A 16,561-nucleotide genomic window follows, 5' to 3' on the forward strand; every position below is an offset into this window, starting at 1 on the left:
TGGTAAAATTATGGTAAATTCTCACAGACGAATCCATCTTGGTCGTTCCCATCTAATTGATGGAAGTCGGTGGTTGGGCCGCCGGCATCTTCATAAAATTGTTGAGCTTCTTTTTGACTTTGAAAATCTGTACAATCTTTATCAGATTCGGACTTCCTAGTAGGGTTTGATTCAACTCGTTTAAATCCATCGTCAGATACATAGCCGGGTACACTCCAAATTGCTTTTTCCTGATTTTTTGCATCCTGCTCAGCTTGGTGTAACCTTTCGGAATAGGAGTACGGTGGATCATATTCATACGCATAACGCGCAAATCCTTCACGTAATAACATTTCATTGAATAATTGGCCATCTATCCAGATGTATGCGAGTAATCGATCATACTGATCGCGTAGTGGGCCATCAAATTCTATTTGTACCGTTTTCCCTTCTAACGTCCTTTGAGCAAAGCTACTCGCTTCATCACCGAATGGCTGTGGCTCAAGATCTGGGTGTTTTGTTTCAGGAGTATCCACTAGTAATAAACGAACTCGATCTTCCTCGCCCTGGTATTGAACAACAAGCGTATCTCCATCTACTATGCGAGTAACAATAGCGGATTCGAGTTCTTTTGATGGTGAGCTTTCCCAGTGTTCTACTTGTTGTTTTTCTGGATTCGTTTGCTCTCCCTTTTCTAAGGGGAATGAACAAGCCGATAACCATACACATGCTGTTAGGAACAGTAATTTTTTGATCAATGATATCACTCATTTTCTTTTTTTCTACCAAAAATTATAGGCAAGTATTCATAAATTGACAATCATTAGGCATAATCCCTAGAAATTTTAAAAATAAATCTTTTTACACTTTTCAAAAAGGGATAGATAGTTTATACTTACTGTATTACTTATATTAATACAGTGTCTACAGTTTAGACTGTGAACTGTAAGTGAGGGAGGGGAAACGATCATGTTGCAAATGGAAGCAGACCGTACAATACTACAATTTGAAGATTTATATAAAACGTATTATCAAAAAGTGTTACGTGTTTCATGTATGATCGTAAAAAATCCCTACCTAGCTGAAGATGTAGCTCAGGAAACTTTCATAAAAGCCTTTAAAAAAATGGATATGATTCGAGATATGGATAAAATTTCGGGTTGGTTATCAACCATTGCTTCCAGAACGGCAATTGATTTTTTACGTAAAGAGAAAAAAATCAGTGCTGTACCACTTGAAGAGGTGGTCTGTATGAAACTATACCAAAGTCATTTGTTCGGTAATGTGGAAAATGAATTGGACAGGCTGTTTACCGAAGAAGAGATTAAGGAAGAATTGAAAGCAATGAGTCCGAAGCTGCAGGATGTCTTTCATTTGAAGTATATGAAAGAATTGAAGGACGAAGAAATTGCGAAACGATTAAAGCTATCTAAAGCTGCGGTTAAATCGCGATTATGCCGAGCGAGAAAGCATTTAAAGGGAAACTTACAAGAAAATGAACAATTGGAAGCTGTTAGTGTTTCATAACTTTACCAAAAGAAACCTATTGTGCTAAAGACCATTAGGTGATATATTATGAGAGCGATGAGCTATTTTGTGTAAGTCGAAGAACGCTAAACGATGAATGTGGTCATCGGTTTTTCGCCACAAAACGTAGGATGCCTTTTCCAGGAGAAGGGCATCCTTTTTCCATTTTTATTGAATGACTGACTGAATAGAAATCTTTCGAACATAATGAGAACGTGTGAGAATAATAAAGGAGAACCGTACATATGTCTAGTGACCTTCCATTTTCCATCTCCAAAACGGAGAATTTTTTTGATAAGTTAGGCGATTTTGTTGGGGATGTGTTTTATGACATTCTACCGGAACAAGGGTTTGAACTCCGTGACGAACAAATTTATATGGCCTTCCAATTAGAAAAGGCTTTTAAGCAGAAAAATATTATGTTTGCTGAAGCTGGAGTAGGAACGGGTAAAACACTCGTTTATCTTCTTTACGCGATCTGCTATGCACGATACAAGCGAAAACCTGCCATTATTTCGTGTGCAGATGAAACCTTGATCGAACAGCTTGTAAAAAAGGGCGGAGATATTGAAAAACTAGAAAAAGCACTAGGGATAACGGTTGATGTTCGTTTAGCTAAAGCGAGAGAACAATATGTATGCATTAGAAAACTGGACCAACTAGTAAATCAGACAAATGATGAAGATATTCTCAACGTTCATGATCAAATCCCAGATTTCGTATTCGATCAAGGGACATCGATGAATTCTTTTGAACGGTACGGGGATCGGAAGGAATATCCTTGGGTTTCAGATAGCAAATGGGAAGCTATTGCATGGGATCCACTCCAACAATGTTCCACTTGTGAGTGGCGTCACCGAAGCGGTCAGACAATAAATCGGGAGTTTTATCGTCATGCTACAGATATCATCATTTGTTCTCATGATTTTTATATGGAACATATTTGGACTAAGGAGTCGCGAAAACGTGAAGGGCAATTGCCTCTCTTACCAGAAGCAAGTAGTGTCATTTTCGATGAAGGGCATTTATTGGAGTTTTCTGCCCAAAAGGGACTAACATATAGATTCCATGCAGGCACCCTTCAAAAGGTATTAACGACATATATGAGCCAAGATGTTAGAGAAGAATCTCTTTACTTGGTAGAAGAAATTCTGGCTCTTCATGATGATTGGTTTGATTGGCTTAGTAAAGAAGCAGTCTCCGTCGAAGGTTCGGATCGTCGAGAGGTTCCTAGAAGTGACGCGATGCTTTCTTTTGTTGAAAATCTTGATGACAAAGTCCAACAATTATTAGAGCAGCTCGTCTTCGATTCTGAGTTATTTACCATTGATTCCTATCACATCAAAATCATTGAAGAGTATTTAGAGTTTTTCTCTTATGGGTTATCTATATTGAAAAAAGAAGAGCAAGGGATATTTTGGTTGGAAGAAAATGAATCTGATGCAACGTTCGTTATTATGCCCCGCCTTGTGGAAGACATTCTGAGAAAAGAAGTGTTTTCTCAAAGTGTACCATTTATCTTTTCTTCTGCCACATTAGCGCAAGCAGGAAGCTTTGATTTTATAGCAAATAGTTTGGGGATTGAAAAGTTCGATGACTTTCAAGTTAACTCTCCTTTTGATTATGAGGAGAAAATGAAGATCTTGGGTCATAGCTTCGAGGTTGAAAAAAACAAGTGGGAAGAGTTAGGACGAAGTTTGCGAGATACAAATGGTAGTACGCTTGCATTGTTTTCAACTGAGGAGGAAATGAAGCGGTTTAGATTATGGGCTGAAGACTTAGAATGGCCATTCCCGATTGTCTATGAAGGGGATGAAGAAATTAGTAGTATCGTTCGGAAATTTCAGGATGATATTCCTACCGTGCTTTGTTCGTATCATCTATGGGAAGGGTTAGATATTCCGGGAGAGTCACTAAAGCAAGTTTTGCTAGCTTCACTTCCTTTTCCACCGCATGATCCTGTCTTCCAGGCAAAACGAAAACATGCACTAGATCCATTAACTGAGGTGGATCATCCCTATATGTTTTTACGTCTAAGACAAGGAGTGGGTAGGCTAATTCGTAGCCAGAAGGATGCTGGTGTTGTTCAGCTTTGGGTAACAGAAGAACAAAAGGAAAACCTGCAACAAAAATTGGGCGAGGTTCTTCCTGTAGAAGTGAAATGGTCGTAATGAAAAGCACTCCAGTAAAAGGGGTGCTTTTTTGCGTTTTGATTTATAATGAAGATGCCATACATACACAACATATTGGAAGGGGAAATTACTTTGACTGTATTAGAAAAGTATGCAAAGTTAATTCCATTCTTAGAAGAACTAAAGGACTGGAAGAATGAGGACTTCTTTAAGCCTTTATCGGAAGGGAAATGGTCGGTAGCAGCAATTGTGTCCCATTTTATGTACTGGGATCGGTATGTGTTAGGGGAGCGACTGGCTCTTATGGTACAGGGAAAGGAATTACCGAAAAGTAACATAAGCGAAACTGCCTATAACAAAGAAGCAGAACAATATGCTCATTCAGGTATTACCAAGAAACAACTGATTGAGGAAGTGATCGAAACACGGGAGTCCCTACTTGCACAGTTGGAAGGAAAAGACCTTACTGTTACCTTTACAGTAGGCTCTTCAGAAATGACCGTGTCGGAATACTTTGAAGACATGGTAGGTCACGATGAACATCATGTAAGTCAAATAAAATCTATAATCGCGAAGTAAAACAATGAAATGGCAATAACTTTCTAACATGTTTTCGATTCCTTTTCAAACACTATAGATGATTCCATGATGAGGTGGTGAGAAGGAATGGATAAGAAAATGTGGATGCCTATCGTAGCGTCTGTGGGTATTGGTGCAGCTGCTTATTACAGTATGTCAAGAGGCAAGAGCATCAGTAAAACCGCTCAGGAATTTGCTCCACTTGTAGCAGGAATGGCTAAAGATAAAAACAATAATAATGAAAATTATGTGAACACTCAATTTTAATAACTAAAGGGGAAGCCAATACTAGGCTTTCCCTTTTCTTTTCAACTCATCAAGCTTATTTAATTTTTCATCTAACTGTTGAGATATTTTAAGTACTTCATTTTGACTAGCTCCTTGAGATACATACTCGTACATCTTTTTTCTCAAGTTTTCGATGACCCGTTCTAACTGCTGTCCATCCTCCAAGCAGATCATGGCAGTCCATGAGGGGAGAGGATAGGTCAAGGTGTCCGATAGTTTCTGATTGCTCATTATTTACAACTCCTATCAAGAACATTTGTTCGTGTTCAGTATATAATTTTTAAAGTAGAAAATCAAGAAATTAGGTATCTTTTTGCGCCAAAAGGTGAATTTTTTGGTATCCTTAAAAGAAAATCATTGTGAGGTGTCATATGGAAAAGCGAATGAAAGGCTACCTAGGTACATACACAAAACGAAACAGTGAAGGAATTTATTCCTTTGAATTAGATATGCATTCAGGAACGATTGAAAAAGTAGCATTGGCTGCCAAACTGGAAAGACCTACATATGTGACCTTAAGTGAGGATAAGTCACTCCTCTTATCCGTTATGAAACAAGATGGACGTGGAGGGGTTTCAGTGTTCGGATTACCGGATAAAGGAGACAACTTAGAAATTATCGCTGAAACCACTCATTCTGATATTTCTAGTTGTCATATAAGTATTGCTCGTGGGAATGATTACGTGGTCGTATCGAACTATCATGAAGGCTCCGTTGAGTTGTATAAGTATGATAAGGAAGCTAATAGTATCAAGTTTGTTACTTCCGTATTTCACGAAGGATCTGGGCCAAACAAAGACCGTCAAGAAGGTCCACATGTCCACTTTGCCGACTTTACTCCGGATCAGCGTTATGTAGTTGTTGTGGATCTAGGAGTTGATGAGATTCTTACATATGAAATCAAGAACGATACATTTGTGAAAGCAGCGACGTTACAGGTTGCACCTGGAAGTGGACCACGTCATCTCGTTTTCCATCCAAATGGAACCATTGCTTATGTCATGACCGAGCTTAGTTCAGAAGTGTTAACATTACAATTTGATGCGAAAACAGGTTCCTTCGAAAAAATTCAGCAAATCTCAACGATACCAAATGATTTTGTTGACAATAACCAAGGGAGTGCTATTCGCATTTCGAAAGACGGAAAGTTCGTTTATGCAGCTAATCGGGGGCATAACAGCATTGCTGTCTTCCAAGTTTCGGAAGACAATGGACTTTTATCGTTTGTTGAGTGGATTTCTACCGAAGGGGATTGGCCACGAGACTTTAACTTGGATCCGACCGATCAGTACGTAGTTGTTGCTAATCAAGAAACGGATTCCATCGTCTTGTACCAACGAAATCAAGCTACGGGAAAACTAACCTTAAAACAAGGTCCTATAGAGGTTCTAGAACCTATTTGCGTGATGTTCTAAGCTGTTTAGGTCATACAATCAGAGCATTCATGGAATTTCATCCTTTCTCCGATGTTAGCCCGTCCGTTTTATAATTCGGACCATAAGCTACTAGTAAGAGAGGGGGTGAACGATTATGAGTGGAGGATTTTTTGGAAATAACAATAGCTTTATCCTGTTAGTTGTTTTATTTGTATTACTAGTAATCGTTGGAAACAATTATCCAACTGGTGGAGATTATTACAGCTAATTTTTATTCGCCATCATTTGGTAAGCCGCCATACTTGTAGCTCAAATAAGCACCTCATGAACGGACTGAGAAGCCTGTGGATTAAACTCCACGGGCTTTTTTGGGTGTGCGTAGACAGTTGTGGATACAAATTTTTTGAACCAACATACGCTATTAATGAATGCCGAGGAGGTGTATGGCTATGAGAAGAATTCCAGAGTACGGCTATAGGGGATATATGCCTTATGGTTACTGGCCAATGGGAAGTGGATATGGAATGAATGGTTACCAGGGTTATGGCGAAATCGGTGTGACTGGCGTAAATCGCTCTTTTATTATCATTTTGGTTTTATTTGTGTTACTAGTTATCGTCGGTGCTGTCACCTATCCAGGAGGAAATCTTGAATAAAAAATATTCACCTGTAATCAGGGCAAACGCCCTTTCACTTTGTGATACGTATCATAGGATAGAAGTATTAAGGGGGTGAAAGAGAATGAGCGCAGGTATCTTTGAAAATGATAGCTTCATTCTACTAGTGGTTTTGTTCGTTCTTCTTGTCATCGTAGGGAATAACTACGGTTACTAATCCTTTGATTATAAAGTAGGTTTTACTGATGAACTAACTAAAGTGGAAGGAGGTGTAAGAATGGGACACTATGTAGGTGGTGGATTTAACAATGGTTTCATCTTACTTGTCGTTATCTTCGTTCTATTGGTGATCGTTGGAAACAACTATCCAATGGGAGGAGATTACTAAGTAAAAGAAACATGTTTGAAGAGAAGGGGGCGCTCCTCTTCTCTTTTTTTGTTAATAACCGGTTGACAAATAATGAAAACGCCTTTATAGTTACTTGTAAATGATAATGAGAATCATTATCATTAGAAGGGCTGGAGGGTTTCATATGAGTCGACTACATACGGATCAGTTGCGGGTAGGATACGGAGATCGTTCGATTGTGAAAGACTTGACCGTACATATCCCTGAACATAAAATCACCACCATTATTGGACCGAACGGATGTGGGAAATCAACATTACTCAAAGCAATAACAAGGATTATCCCTTATCAGGCTGGGTCTGTTGTTTTAGATGGAAATAGCATTGCGAAGGAGAATACGAAATCACTTGCGAAAAAGATGGCCATCTTGCCACAGTCGCCAGAAGGCTCTAATGGTCTGACGGTTGGAGAGCTTGTTTCGTATGGACGATTTCCGTACCAAAACGGATTTGGACGTCTGACTAAACAAGATGTGGAGGCAATTGAATGGGCATTACACGTTACCGGGACGGAAGCCTTTAAATACTCATCCGTGGATTCATTGTCGGGTGGACAAAGACAAAGAGCTTGGATTGCAATGGCTCTTGCACAAGAAACGGAGATGATCTTTTTAGACGAACCAACGACATACCTAGATATGGCACATCAATTAGAGGTATTGGAGTTATTAGATCGATTGAACAAAACGCAAGGAAGGTCCATTGTTATGGTTCTACATGATCTAAATCAAGCGGCTCGTTTTGCTGACTACATCGTTGCTATGAAGGATGGCCAGATTCAAAAAGCCGGATCTGCTGAAGAAGTAATGAAGCCTGATGTTCTGCGCGAAGTATTTCAAATAGATGCTGTCATTGGTCGAGATCCAAAAACAGAAAAGCCGATGTGCTTAACCTATCATTTAATAAAAGGAGAGAAAAACGATGAAGAAAATATATATTCCTTTGTTCCTCATGCTACTACTCCTCATTAGTGCGTGTGGAAATAGTGAAGAAGCAAGTAGTTCAACAAACAATCAAGATCAGGAGCCTGAAACAATTACATATGATTCAGAAAATGGCCCGATAGAAGTGCCAACTAATCCACAACGAGTAGTTGTTTTATCTTCGTTTGCAGGAAATGTTATGGCTTTAGATGTTCCTCTCGTCGGTGTGGATTCATGGTCTAAAATGAACCCGCGCTACGAGGAATTAAAAGATGTTGAAGAGGTTACGGATGAAAATATAGAAAAGATTCTGGAACTAAACCCAGATTTAATTATCGGATTGTCGACGATTAAAAATGTAGAAAAACTTCAAGAAATTGCCCCTACTGTTACATACACCTATGGAAAATTAGACTATCTAGAACAACACATAGAAATTGGCAAGCTCCTCAATAAAGAAGAAGAAGCTAAGGCATGGGTGGAGGACTTCAAGCAACGTGCTCAAGTTTTAGGAGAAGATATTAAACAGAAAATTGGCGAAGATGCAACAGTTTCTGTAATAGAGAACGATGATAAGAACTTATACGTGTTCGGGGATAACTGGGGAAGAGGTACCGAGATTTTGTATCAAGAGATGGGACTGAAAATGCCGGAAAAAGTGAAAGAAATGGCGTTAGAACCAGGATATTATACGCTGTCCTCAGAAGCCCTACCAGAGTTTGCTGGAGACTATATGATATTCAGTAAGGTTTCTGATGGATATACTTCGTTCCAGGAGACAGAGACGTATCAAAACATACCAGCTGTTCAAAAGGGTCAAGTATTTGAAGTAGATGCAAAGTGGTTTTATTTTAATGATCCATTAACGCTGGAGGATCAATTGACCTACTTTGTAGATGTGTTTCTAAGCAAGTAATCCGTAAGGGGGAGTTCTTTTTAGAAGAATTCCCCTATTCTATAAAGAAAGATGAGATACATATGGGGAAAAACTTTATACTTTCATTTTCATTTAAGCTTATAATGGCACTCTGTTTTTTAATCGTTGCTTTTATTATGGCGATGGTTTTTGGAGCGGTTGATGTTCAAATATTAGATGTATGGGAGGCCATAACTTCAAGTAACCCAAGTAAGGAAGCACTTCTTATTCGAGAACTTCGACTTCCTCGAGAAGTTGGAGCGATGTTAGTAGGTGCTGCACTCTCAGTATCTGGATCGATTATGCAAGGGATGACTAGAAATCCATTAGCAGATCCAGGGTTATTAGGTGTTACTGCTGGTGCTAATGCTGCACTTGCCATTACCCTCGCTCTTTTGCCTTCTGTCCCTTATTTCGGCATCATGATTGCTTGTTTTATAGGAGCTGCACTCGGTACAGGGATTGTCTTTCAAATTGCTAGGATGAAGAGGGGAGGCTTTTCTCCTTTTCGCATTGTATTAGCTGGAGCAGCAGTATCCGCATTTCTTCATGCTATTGCGGAGGGAGTCGGAATTTACTTTAAAATTTCTAAAGACGTATCTATGTGGACCGCAGGAGGCTTAATTGGAACAAGCTGGAGCCAAGTCTATGGGGTACTCTGCTTTGTTCTCATAGGAATTGCCGCTTCTCTTTTTCTTGCTAGGCATTTAACTATTTTAAGTTTGGATGAAGAAGTCGCTGTGGGACTTGGACAGAAAATAAAAAGAATTAAAGCATTATTGTTTGCACTTATTGTCGTGTTAGCTGGGGTTTCTGTTGCCCTAGTTGGAAATATGGTATTTATCGGATTGATGATTCCACACATTGCTCGTTATGTGGTTGGGACTGATTATCGTTATATTATTCCAATGTCTGCACTTATTGGGGCATCCTTCATGTTAGTGGCGGATACATTAGGTCGAACTCTTCAAGCCCCATTTGAGACTCCTGTCGCTGCCATCATTTCCATCATAGGGTTGCCGTTCTTTCTGTTGATTGTTCAGAAAGGGGGTAGAGCTTTTTCATGATTCATCCATCGATTGTTCGAAAACAAAGAAAACTACTCATCTTATTCTTGATTCTTCTCATCTTCACGATTGTGTTGAGTATTGGCCTTGGCTATTCTTCTGTTTCCTATAATAGAATTTTTCCTACTATTCTGGGGCAAGGAACCTTTAAAGAAACCTTTGTCTTGTTTGAAATTAGGCTCCCAAGAATTATCATCACGGTATTAGCGGGTATAGCTTTAGCTTTATCAGGGTCTATCTTGCAAAGTATAACGAGAAATGACTTGGCGGATCCAGGTATTATTGGAATTAATGCAGGATCAGGTGTTGGAATCGCTATTTTCTTTCTCTATTTCCCGGTAGAAGCAGGAACCTTTATCTACATCCTTCCCATCGTTGCTTTCGCAGGAGCTATTTTAACCGCATTTCTCATATATGCCTTTTCTTATCGCAAGAAGGCCGGTCTTCAGCCGGTTCGTCTCGTGTTAGTAGGGATTGGATTTTCCATGGCATTGTCAGGGTTAATGACCTTACTCATTGCTTCCTCAGAAAGAGAGAAGGTTGATTTTATTGCAAAATGGTTAGCCGGCAGTGTGTGGGGGACGGATTGGGTGTTTGTCTGGGCTGTGCTCCCATGGTTGCTTATACTGATTCCTTATACGTACTACAAGGCAAATCATCTCAATGTCCTTCAATTTAATGATCCTGTGTCGATTGGAATTGGTTTATCTATAGAAAAGGAACGATTAAAGCTTCTGATTACGTCTGCTGCATTAGCGGCTTCCGCCGTTTCTATTACAGGAGGAATAGCTTTTATCGGGTTAATGGCTCCACATTTGGCCAAGACATTGGTAGGGCCAAGGAATCAACTGTTTCTCCCGATAGCTATGTTAATAGGGGGCTGGCTTCTTTTAGTAGCTGACACAATTGGAAGAAATGTTGCAGAACCAGAAGGGGTTAGTGCAGGGATTCTCGTTTCTGTTATCGGTGCTCCTTACTTTCTTTATTTATTAATAAAGAAAGCTTAAATAGAATTTTCGGCGTATTAATAAACAAGGACCATTCCTAAAAAAAGGAGTGGTCCTTGTTTATTAATACACTTTGTGGGTGTTTTGTACCAGTGCTCCTAGTTCAAAGAGGATAGCTGCGTCACTATTTTCACACCAAAGCTCTTTCACTTTTCCATTCTCAAAATAGAAAATCATATTGCCTGTTTCTTTTACTCGTTGATCGGTGGACGGTATATTAAACCAGCCACCTTTATAGGTCATCCATCCGGTATAACGAACCACTAATTTTTCCCCTTCTTCAATCATGTCATCAAGCTGCCACTCATCATCATGAAAAACAGACCGAAACCATCCCATAAATTCCTTCATTTTTTGTTTATCACTAGCACCATTTCTAGTGTGATAAACAAAAGCTGGATCCGTCACCTCATCTAGAATATCTACATTCCCTTTGGTGAAATACTCCTGAAACCATTTCTCGGCTACAAGCTTTTGATCAGATTGAATCATGAACCCTACCTCCCTTTACCGAAATATACCATGAAAAGGATCACTACAGGGTATCACTTAACATTTTGTACTAATAATTTGATTCCAAAGCAATTAGAACTTCACGGACAAAGCCCTTAAATATCGAAGTAGTATTTTATATTCACAAAATACCTTTTTCTTTTTTCTATATATCAAGTAAAATTTAAGAGAGATTTTCGGCTAGGAGTCTCTTTTTATACCTACATCAGGTAGAATAGAACGAACGCTTTATCACAACATAGATTAAGACAGGAACAAAATAAGAGGAGTTATACGATGGAGCTAACAAATATGAAATCATTTATTCAAACGGGATGGGAGAGAGAAGGATTTGGGAACGCTACGCCTATCCAGACGAGGACCATTCCACTTATACAGGAAGGCAAAGACGTAATTGGAGAATCCCCAACAGGAAGTGGGAAAACGTTAGCTTATTTACTACCGATATTAGACAAGCTTGACCCTAACATAAAAAATGCCCAAGCCATTATCATGGCTTCTTCTCAAGAATTAGTGATGCAAATTCAACAAGAGATCACGAAGTGGGTAAACGGGACAGAATTACATAGCGCAGCACTTATAGGTGGAGCTAATATTAAACGACAAATCGAAAAGCTAAAAAAGAAACCACAGCTTGTTGTTGGAACACCAGGGCGTGTCCTTGAATTAATTAATCAGAAGAAGTTAAAAATGCAAGAAATAAAAACTGTTGTCTTGGATGAAGGGGATCAGCTTCTAATTCCAGAGCACCTCGATTCCATTGGGAAAATCGTGAAGAGTACAGATGATGCACGCCAGGTCCTTATCTTTTCAGCTACACTTCCTGAATCCACTCTTGAAGCGGCGAAGCAACTTGTAAACAATCCTGAAGTTATACGAATAGGAGAAGAGGAAGTAGACCGACCAGAAGTGGAACACATTTATTTCGTATGTGAACAACGTGAGAAGGTTGATATGCTAAAAAGATTAATTCATCATCTAGAGATAAGAGGTCTTGCGTTTTTTCGGAGTATTTCCCATTTAGATACGTTTGCAGAAAAGCTTCGATATAACGGAGTGGAAGTAGGACTTTTGCATCGTGATATCAAAAAGCAAGAACGGGCACAAACAATGAAACATTTTCGTTCTGGAAACCTCCCTCTAATTTTGGCAACAGATGTTGCGGCCAGAGGGCTAGATGTAAAGGGTTTGACTCATATTGTACAAGTTGAGTTACCGGAGGATGCACTTCATTATGCACATCGTGCAGGAAGGGTTGGAAGACTAGGTTCTGAATCCGGAACGGTAATTTCCTTAGTAACAGAAGAGGAATCGAAAATCTTAAAACGTTTCGCTAAAAATAGAGGCATCGTTTTAAAAAAGAAGAAGATCATCAAAGGTCAAGTAGTGGATGCCAAATAAAAACTTGTAGACGAAGACAAAAGAAAGAACACATAAAAAAAAAGACCAGAACAAGAGCCTCGCATAATGCGGGGTTCTTGTTTGTCTTCGTAAGAGAGGCGCTTTTTTATAACTATATTATGGGGGGAGGTCAACATAGTCTTGGTAAAAGCTTCCTCTATTATATAGACGAATTCGTGGTTTAGAAGGTTTCAAAACATGTAAACATTTTTATGCATACAATGTTTAAAATAGTAAATAGTAGAAGAAGAGACTGGAAAGAAAGGGAGGAAATAATTTGAAAAAGTTAAGCTTTCTTTCGTTTGTGATCCTATCTTCTCTGATCCATATCACTACTGTGCAAGCTTCTCCAGCTATTTCTCATGAAGAGCTGGAAACAGAGAAATTGGTACGGGCCGCAACTATCGGGGAACCTGCAAGTCCTCATCATTGGGAAAAAATGAGTGTAAAAGAAGAGAAAATATTTTCTCATTCCCATCACTTCTCCGTATTACATAATTTTATTCGAAGTAAAAGAGAGTGCGAAGTCTACCATGAGATTGAGACAGTCGTTTGGTATTGTCCGATTCATCATCACACGAAGTCTAATACCCATCACATCGAAACCGCACATAGTGAAAAGCACGATTAACAGGAAAAAGCTCTTTGGGACTAACCAAAGAGCTTTTATATCATTTTCGCTGCATTTCAAATGCTTCAATTTTTGATTCGTGTGTTAGTGTAACAGCTATTTCATCCCAACCATTTAACAGCATTTGTTTATGGTAGGGTGGGATATCGAAGGGAATTGCATTTCCTTGCGAATCAAATACCTTTTGTTCTTCTAAATCAACTGTAAGCTGGTAGGAATCTGCTTCTGCTTTATTTATGAGCATTTGAACAGTTTCTTCCTCGAGTTGGATAGCTAATATCCCATTTTTCATGCAGTTGTTATAAAAGATATCCGCATAGCTCGGAGCAATAATTACTTTGAATCCATAATCCTGTAATGCCCAAGGTGCATGCTCACGAGAGGAGCCACAACCGAAGTTTTCTCCAGCAATTAGGATGGAGGCTTCTTGATACTTATCCTGATTCATAGAAAAGTCTTCACGAAGCGCTCCGTCATCATGAAATCGCCAGTTGAAGAATAAAAACTGACCAAATCCTTGTCGTTCAATACGTTTTAAAAATTGCTTCGGAATAATTTGATCGGTATCTATATTTGAACGGTTAATTGGATAAACAAGTCCTTGATGTTTTTGAATAGGTTCCATCCAAAGTCCTCCTTCCTTAAGCGTGAATGCTTTGTTTAAGTTTTCGAACGTCTACGAAATGTCCCTCTATAGCAGCTGCTGCAGCCATTTCAGGGCTTACAAGGTGAGTTCGTGCACGATTTCCTTGTCGACCCTCAAAATTGCGGTTTGAGGTAGAAGCACAGCGTTCACCAGGTGGAATAACATCCTCGTTCATACCTAGGCAAGCACTACAGCCAGAATCCCGCCATTCAAACCCAGCTTCTTTAAAGATGACATCTAATCCTTCTTGTTCTGCTTGCATTTTCACTGTAAAGGATCCAGGTACTACAATTGCTTTGATACCGGGATGAATGGTCTTTCCTTTTAGGATATCTGCAGCTTTACGTAGATCGGCTACTCGTGAATTGGTACATGAGCCAATAAATACGTGTTGAATTTCAATAGATTCCATCGGTTGATTTGGTTCTAAGCCCATATAATCCAAAGCACGAATCATATCATTACGAGCGTTGTCGTTAGGTGCTTCGGCGGGATTCGGTACGTTTGCACTCACTGGTACACACATACTAGGGTTCGTTCCCCAAGTTACTTGAGGTTCTACCTCTTCTGCATTAATTTCAACAGTTGCATCATACGTTGCGCCTTCATCGGTTGCCAGTGCGAGCCACTCAGCAGCTACCTGATCAAATTCTGCTCCTTTTGGAACGTGACGTCTTCCTTTTAGAAAATCAACTGTGGTTTGGTCTGGACTAATTAATCCAGCACGCGCACCCGCTTCAATGGACATGTTACAAATAGTCATTCGTCCTTCCATGGGGAGGGAGCGAATAGCTTCCCCCGTGTATTCGACGACATAACCAGTTCCGAATTTTACGCCATACTTTGCAATAATCGCTAAAATTAAGTCCTTTGCTGTAATTCCAGTTCCAAGCTGTCCATTTACTTTAACATTCAACGTTTTAGGAGGAGCTTGCCATAATGTTTGCGTAGCAAGAACGTGCTCCACTTCACTTGTTCCAATACCGAAAGCAAGAGCACCAAATGCACCGTGTGTGGAAGTATGACTATCTCCACATACAATGGTCTTACCAGGTTGAGTTAGTCCTAATTCCGGTCCAATGACGTGGACAATCCCTTGATCAGGGTGATGGATATCTGCGAGTGTTACGCCAAACTCTTCGCAATTTTCCTTTAACGTATCCATTTGTTTCTTTGAAATCGCATCGTTGATGACATTACGATGAATGGTCGGAACATTGTGGTCCATTGTTGCAAAAGTGCGATCAGGGCGTCTTACTTTTCTTCCGTTCATTCGCAATCCTTCAAATGCTTGTGGAGAGGTAACTTCATGGACCAAATGAAGGTCGATATATAACAGGTCTGGTTTCTCTTTTTCTTGATGGACGATATGTTTTTTCCATATTTTTTCTATAACCGTTTTTGGTTTGCTCATAGTCTCACTCCTTACCTTTACCCTTTTACAACATTATTTTGTCACTTCCGAACTCGATAACGAGTAGATAAAATCAACCACTAGCTTCGTCATTTCTTCTGTTCCTACCACCATGCCATTCAGAATGTGTAAATCACGGGTATGATAGCCTCTTTCCAAAACGTGTTCCACAGCTTCTTCCATTCGCCTAGCTTCCTCGTTTAAGCCAAACGAATGACGGAGCATCAAAGCGGCGGATAAAATCATTGCTAGAGGATTCGCAATGCCTTGACCTGCAATGTCTGGTGCAGAGCCATGGACAGGTTCGTATAGCCCAACTCCATCTTCTCTTAAACTAGCAGAAGGGAGCATGCCTAATGAGCCAGTTAAAACAGAGGCTTCATCACTTAAAATATCTCCAAACATATTTTCGGTCACGATGACATCAAAGGAGGTTGGATTCGTGATTAGCTTCATAGCCGCAGCATCTACCAAAAGATGCTCCACTTTTACATCCGGATAATTGATTTTCTTTTCTTCTACCACTTCTCGCCATAGTTTACTAGACTCTAAGACATTTGCTTTATCAACTGAAGTTAGGTGTCCGCGTCTAAGTTGAGCACTTTGAAAGGCTTTGTCTACGATTCTTTCTATTTCATGTCTCGTATAAGCGAGTGTATCGACAACCGTTTGGTTATTGTCACGGCGTTCGCTAGGTTGACCAAAATAAAGACCACCTGTTAATTCACGGACAATAAGAAGATCACTTCCAGTTACCACTTCTTCTTTTAGAGGTGAAGCATGAAGAAGGGTGGGGAAGCCTTTGATTGGTCTTAGATTTGCAAATAAATCTAGTGCTTTACGAATCCCGAGTAATCCTTTTTCGGGACGGAGGTGAGAGGGAAGCTGATCCCATTTCGGCCCACCGACGGCACCTAGCAATACGGCATCTGCACGTTGGCATGCCTCAACGGTATGGTCTGGGAGGGGAGTTCCCTCCGTATCTATGGCGCTCCCCCCGATTAAATGGGTTTCAAATTCAAACGTATGATTAAATTGTGAGGCGATGGCTTCCAGCACGTCTTTTGCTGCATGAATTACTTCTAATCCAATTCCATCCCCTGGTAGTAGCACTACTTTTTTATGCATGGAATCAAC

Annotated in this window: 21 protein-coding genes; 15 read left to right on the forward strand and 6 right to left on the reverse strand. The window is 39.8% G+C overall.

The window, feature by feature from the left end; genetic code table 11:
• Window positions 1–8 precede the first annotated feature (8 nt).
• Window positions 9–737 (reverse strand): thermonuclease family protein, encoded by a 729-nt coding sequence (locus tag KO561_RS07715; RefSeq protein ID WP_231096533.1) that lies wholly within the window; start codon window positions 735–737, stop codon window positions 9–11.
• Window positions 738–948: 211 nt separating this feature from the next.
• On the opposite strand from KO561_RS07715, the gene KO561_RS07720 reads away from it, so the two are divergent.
• The 4 genes from KO561_RS07720 (at window position 949) to KO561_RS07735 (ending at window position 4,484) form a co-directional block, all read left to right on the forward strand.
• Window positions 949–1,506 carry an RNA polymerase sigma factor gene (locus KO561_RS07720; RefSeq protein ID WP_231096534.1) on the forward strand — a complete coding sequence of 186 codons (558 nt, stop codon included), beginning with the start codon at window positions 949–951 and terminating at the stop codon, window positions 1,504–1,506.
• A gap of 245 nt (window positions 1,507–1,751) precedes the next feature.
• A complete protein-coding gene (locus KO561_RS07725; protein ID WP_231096535.1) occupies window positions 1,752–3,677 on the forward strand; it encodes an ATP-dependent DNA helicase in 1,926 nt (641 codons plus the stop codon).
• A gap of 93 nt (window positions 3,678–3,770) precedes the next feature.
• Window positions 3,771–4,217, forward strand: a complete 447-nt coding sequence (locus tag KO561_RS07730) for a DinB family protein (RefSeq protein WP_231096536.1) — start codon at window positions 3,771–3,773, stop codon at window positions 4,215–4,217.
• 87 nt (window positions 4,218–4,304) lie between these two features.
• Entirely contained in the window at window positions 4,305–4,484 is a 180-nt protein-coding gene (locus KO561_RS07735) for a hypothetical protein (RefSeq protein ID WP_231096537.1), read from the forward strand.
• Window positions 4,485–4,505: 21 nt separating this feature from the next.
• Here the strand turns inward: KO561_RS07735 and KO561_RS07740 are convergent, their stop codons facing one another.
• Window positions 4,506–4,736, reverse strand: coding sequence for an aspartyl-phosphate phosphatase Spo0E family protein (locus KO561_RS07740; protein WP_231096538.1), 231 nt, complete (start codon window positions 4,734–4,736; stop codon window positions 4,506–4,508).
• A 140-nt stretch (window positions 4,737–4,876) separates the two neighbouring features.
• On the opposite strand from KO561_RS07740, the gene KO561_RS07745 reads away from it, so the two are divergent.
• From KO561_RS07745 to KO561_RS07785, 9 genes are all read left to right on the forward strand, one after another.
• Complete coding sequence (locus KO561_RS07745) at window positions 4,877–5,920, forward strand: lactonase family protein (protein ID WP_231096539.1); 1,044 nt, start codon at window positions 4,877–4,879, stop codon at window positions 5,918–5,920.
• 115 nt (window positions 5,921–6,035) lie between these two features.
• Window positions 6,036–6,149 (forward strand): YjcZ family sporulation protein, encoded by a 114-nt coding sequence (locus tag KO561_RS07750; protein WP_231096540.1) that lies wholly within the window; start codon window positions 6,036–6,038, stop codon window positions 6,147–6,149.
• A 181-nt stretch (window positions 6,150–6,330) separates the two neighbouring features.
• The gene (locus KO561_RS07755) at window positions 6,331–6,537 is read left to right on the forward strand and encodes a YjcZ family sporulation protein (protein ID WP_331000839.1); all 207 of its coding nucleotides are present in this window, start codon (window positions 6,331–6,333) and stop codon (window positions 6,535–6,537) included.
• Window positions 6,538–6,622: 85 nt separating this feature from the next.
• A complete protein-coding gene (locus tag KO561_RS07760) occupies window positions 6,623–6,715 on the forward strand; it encodes a YjcZ family sporulation protein (protein ID WP_231096541.1) in 93 nt (30 codons plus the stop codon).
• Window positions 6,716–6,775: 60 nt separating this feature from the next.
• Entirely contained in the window at window positions 6,776–6,886 is a 111-nt protein-coding gene (locus tag KO561_RS07765) for a YjcZ family sporulation protein (protein WP_231096542.1), read from the forward strand.
• A 145-nt stretch (window positions 6,887–7,031) separates the two neighbouring features.
• Complete coding sequence (locus tag KO561_RS07770) at window positions 7,032–7,877, forward strand: ABC transporter ATP-binding protein (protein ID WP_231096543.1); 846 nt, start codon at window positions 7,032–7,034, stop codon at window positions 7,875–7,877.
• Complete coding sequence (locus tag KO561_RS07775; protein ID WP_231096544.1) at window positions 7,828–8,745, forward strand: iron-hydroxamate ABC transporter substrate-binding protein; 918 nt, start codon at window positions 7,828–7,830, stop codon at window positions 8,743–8,745. The genes KO561_RS07770 and KO561_RS07775 overlap by 50 nt, the downstream gene beginning before the upstream one ends.
• 62 nt (window positions 8,746–8,807) lie before the next feature.
• A complete protein-coding gene (locus KO561_RS07780) occupies window positions 8,808–9,812 on the forward strand; it encodes a FecCD family ABC transporter permease (protein ID WP_408004850.1) in 1,005 nt (334 codons plus the stop codon).
• Window positions 9,809–10,819, forward strand: a complete 1,011-nt coding sequence (locus KO561_RS07785) for a FecCD family ABC transporter permease (RefSeq protein ID WP_231096545.1) — start codon at window positions 9,809–9,811, stop codon at window positions 10,817–10,819. Before KO561_RS07780 ends, KO561_RS07785 begins: the two co-directional genes overlap by 4 nt.
• 63 nt (window positions 10,820–10,882) lie before the next feature.
• On the opposite strand, the gene KO561_RS07790 is transcribed toward KO561_RS07785, so the two are convergent.
• Window positions 10,883–11,311 carry an ester cyclase gene (locus KO561_RS07790; RefSeq protein ID WP_231096546.1) on the reverse strand — a complete coding sequence of 143 codons (429 nt, stop codon included), beginning with the start codon at window positions 11,309–11,311 and terminating at the stop codon, window positions 10,883–10,885.
• Between the two features lie 297 nt (window positions 11,312–11,608).
• On the opposite strand from KO561_RS07790, the gene KO561_RS07795 reads away from it, so the two are divergent.
• The gene (locus KO561_RS07795) at window positions 11,609–12,733 is read left to right on the forward strand and encodes a DEAD/DEAH box helicase (protein ID WP_231096547.1); all 1,125 of its coding nucleotides are present in this window, start codon (window positions 11,609–11,611) and stop codon (window positions 12,731–12,733) included.
• 277 nt (window positions 12,734–13,010) lie between these two features.
• Window positions 13,011–13,364 (forward strand): hypothetical protein, encoded by a 354-nt coding sequence (locus KO561_RS07800; RefSeq protein WP_231096548.1) that lies wholly within the window; start codon window positions 13,011–13,013, stop codon window positions 13,362–13,364.
• Window positions 13,365–13,404: 40 nt separating this feature from the next.
• On the opposite strand, the gene leuD is transcribed toward KO561_RS07800, so the two are convergent.
• From leuD to leuB, 3 genes are read right to left on the reverse strand one after another with little or no spacing between them, the layout of a single operon-like run.
• Window positions 13,405–13,989, reverse strand: coding sequence for a 3-isopropylmalate dehydratase small subunit (gene leuD / locus KO561_RS07805; RefSeq protein WP_231096549.1), 585 nt, complete (start codon window positions 13,987–13,989; stop codon window positions 13,405–13,407).
• Window positions 13,990–14,005: 16 nt separating this feature from the next.
• Entirely contained in the window at window positions 14,006–15,424 is a 1,419-nt protein-coding gene (gene leuC, locus KO561_RS07810; protein ID WP_231096550.1) for a 3-isopropylmalate dehydratase large subunit, read from the reverse strand.
• A 33-nt stretch (window positions 15,425–15,457) separates the two neighbouring features.
• On the reverse strand, window positions 15,458–16,552 hold the full coding sequence (leuB, locus tag KO561_RS07815) for a 3-isopropylmalate dehydrogenase (RefSeq protein WP_231096551.1): 1,095 nt from the start codon (window positions 16,550–16,552) through the stop codon (window positions 15,458–15,460).
• Window positions 16,553–16,561: the final 9 nt, after the last annotated feature.

Source organism: Radiobacillus kanasensis (assembly GCF_021049245.1).
GTDB classification, from domain to species: domain Bacteria; phylum Bacillota; class Bacilli; order Bacillales; family Amphibacillaceae; genus Radiobacillus; species Radiobacillus kanasensis.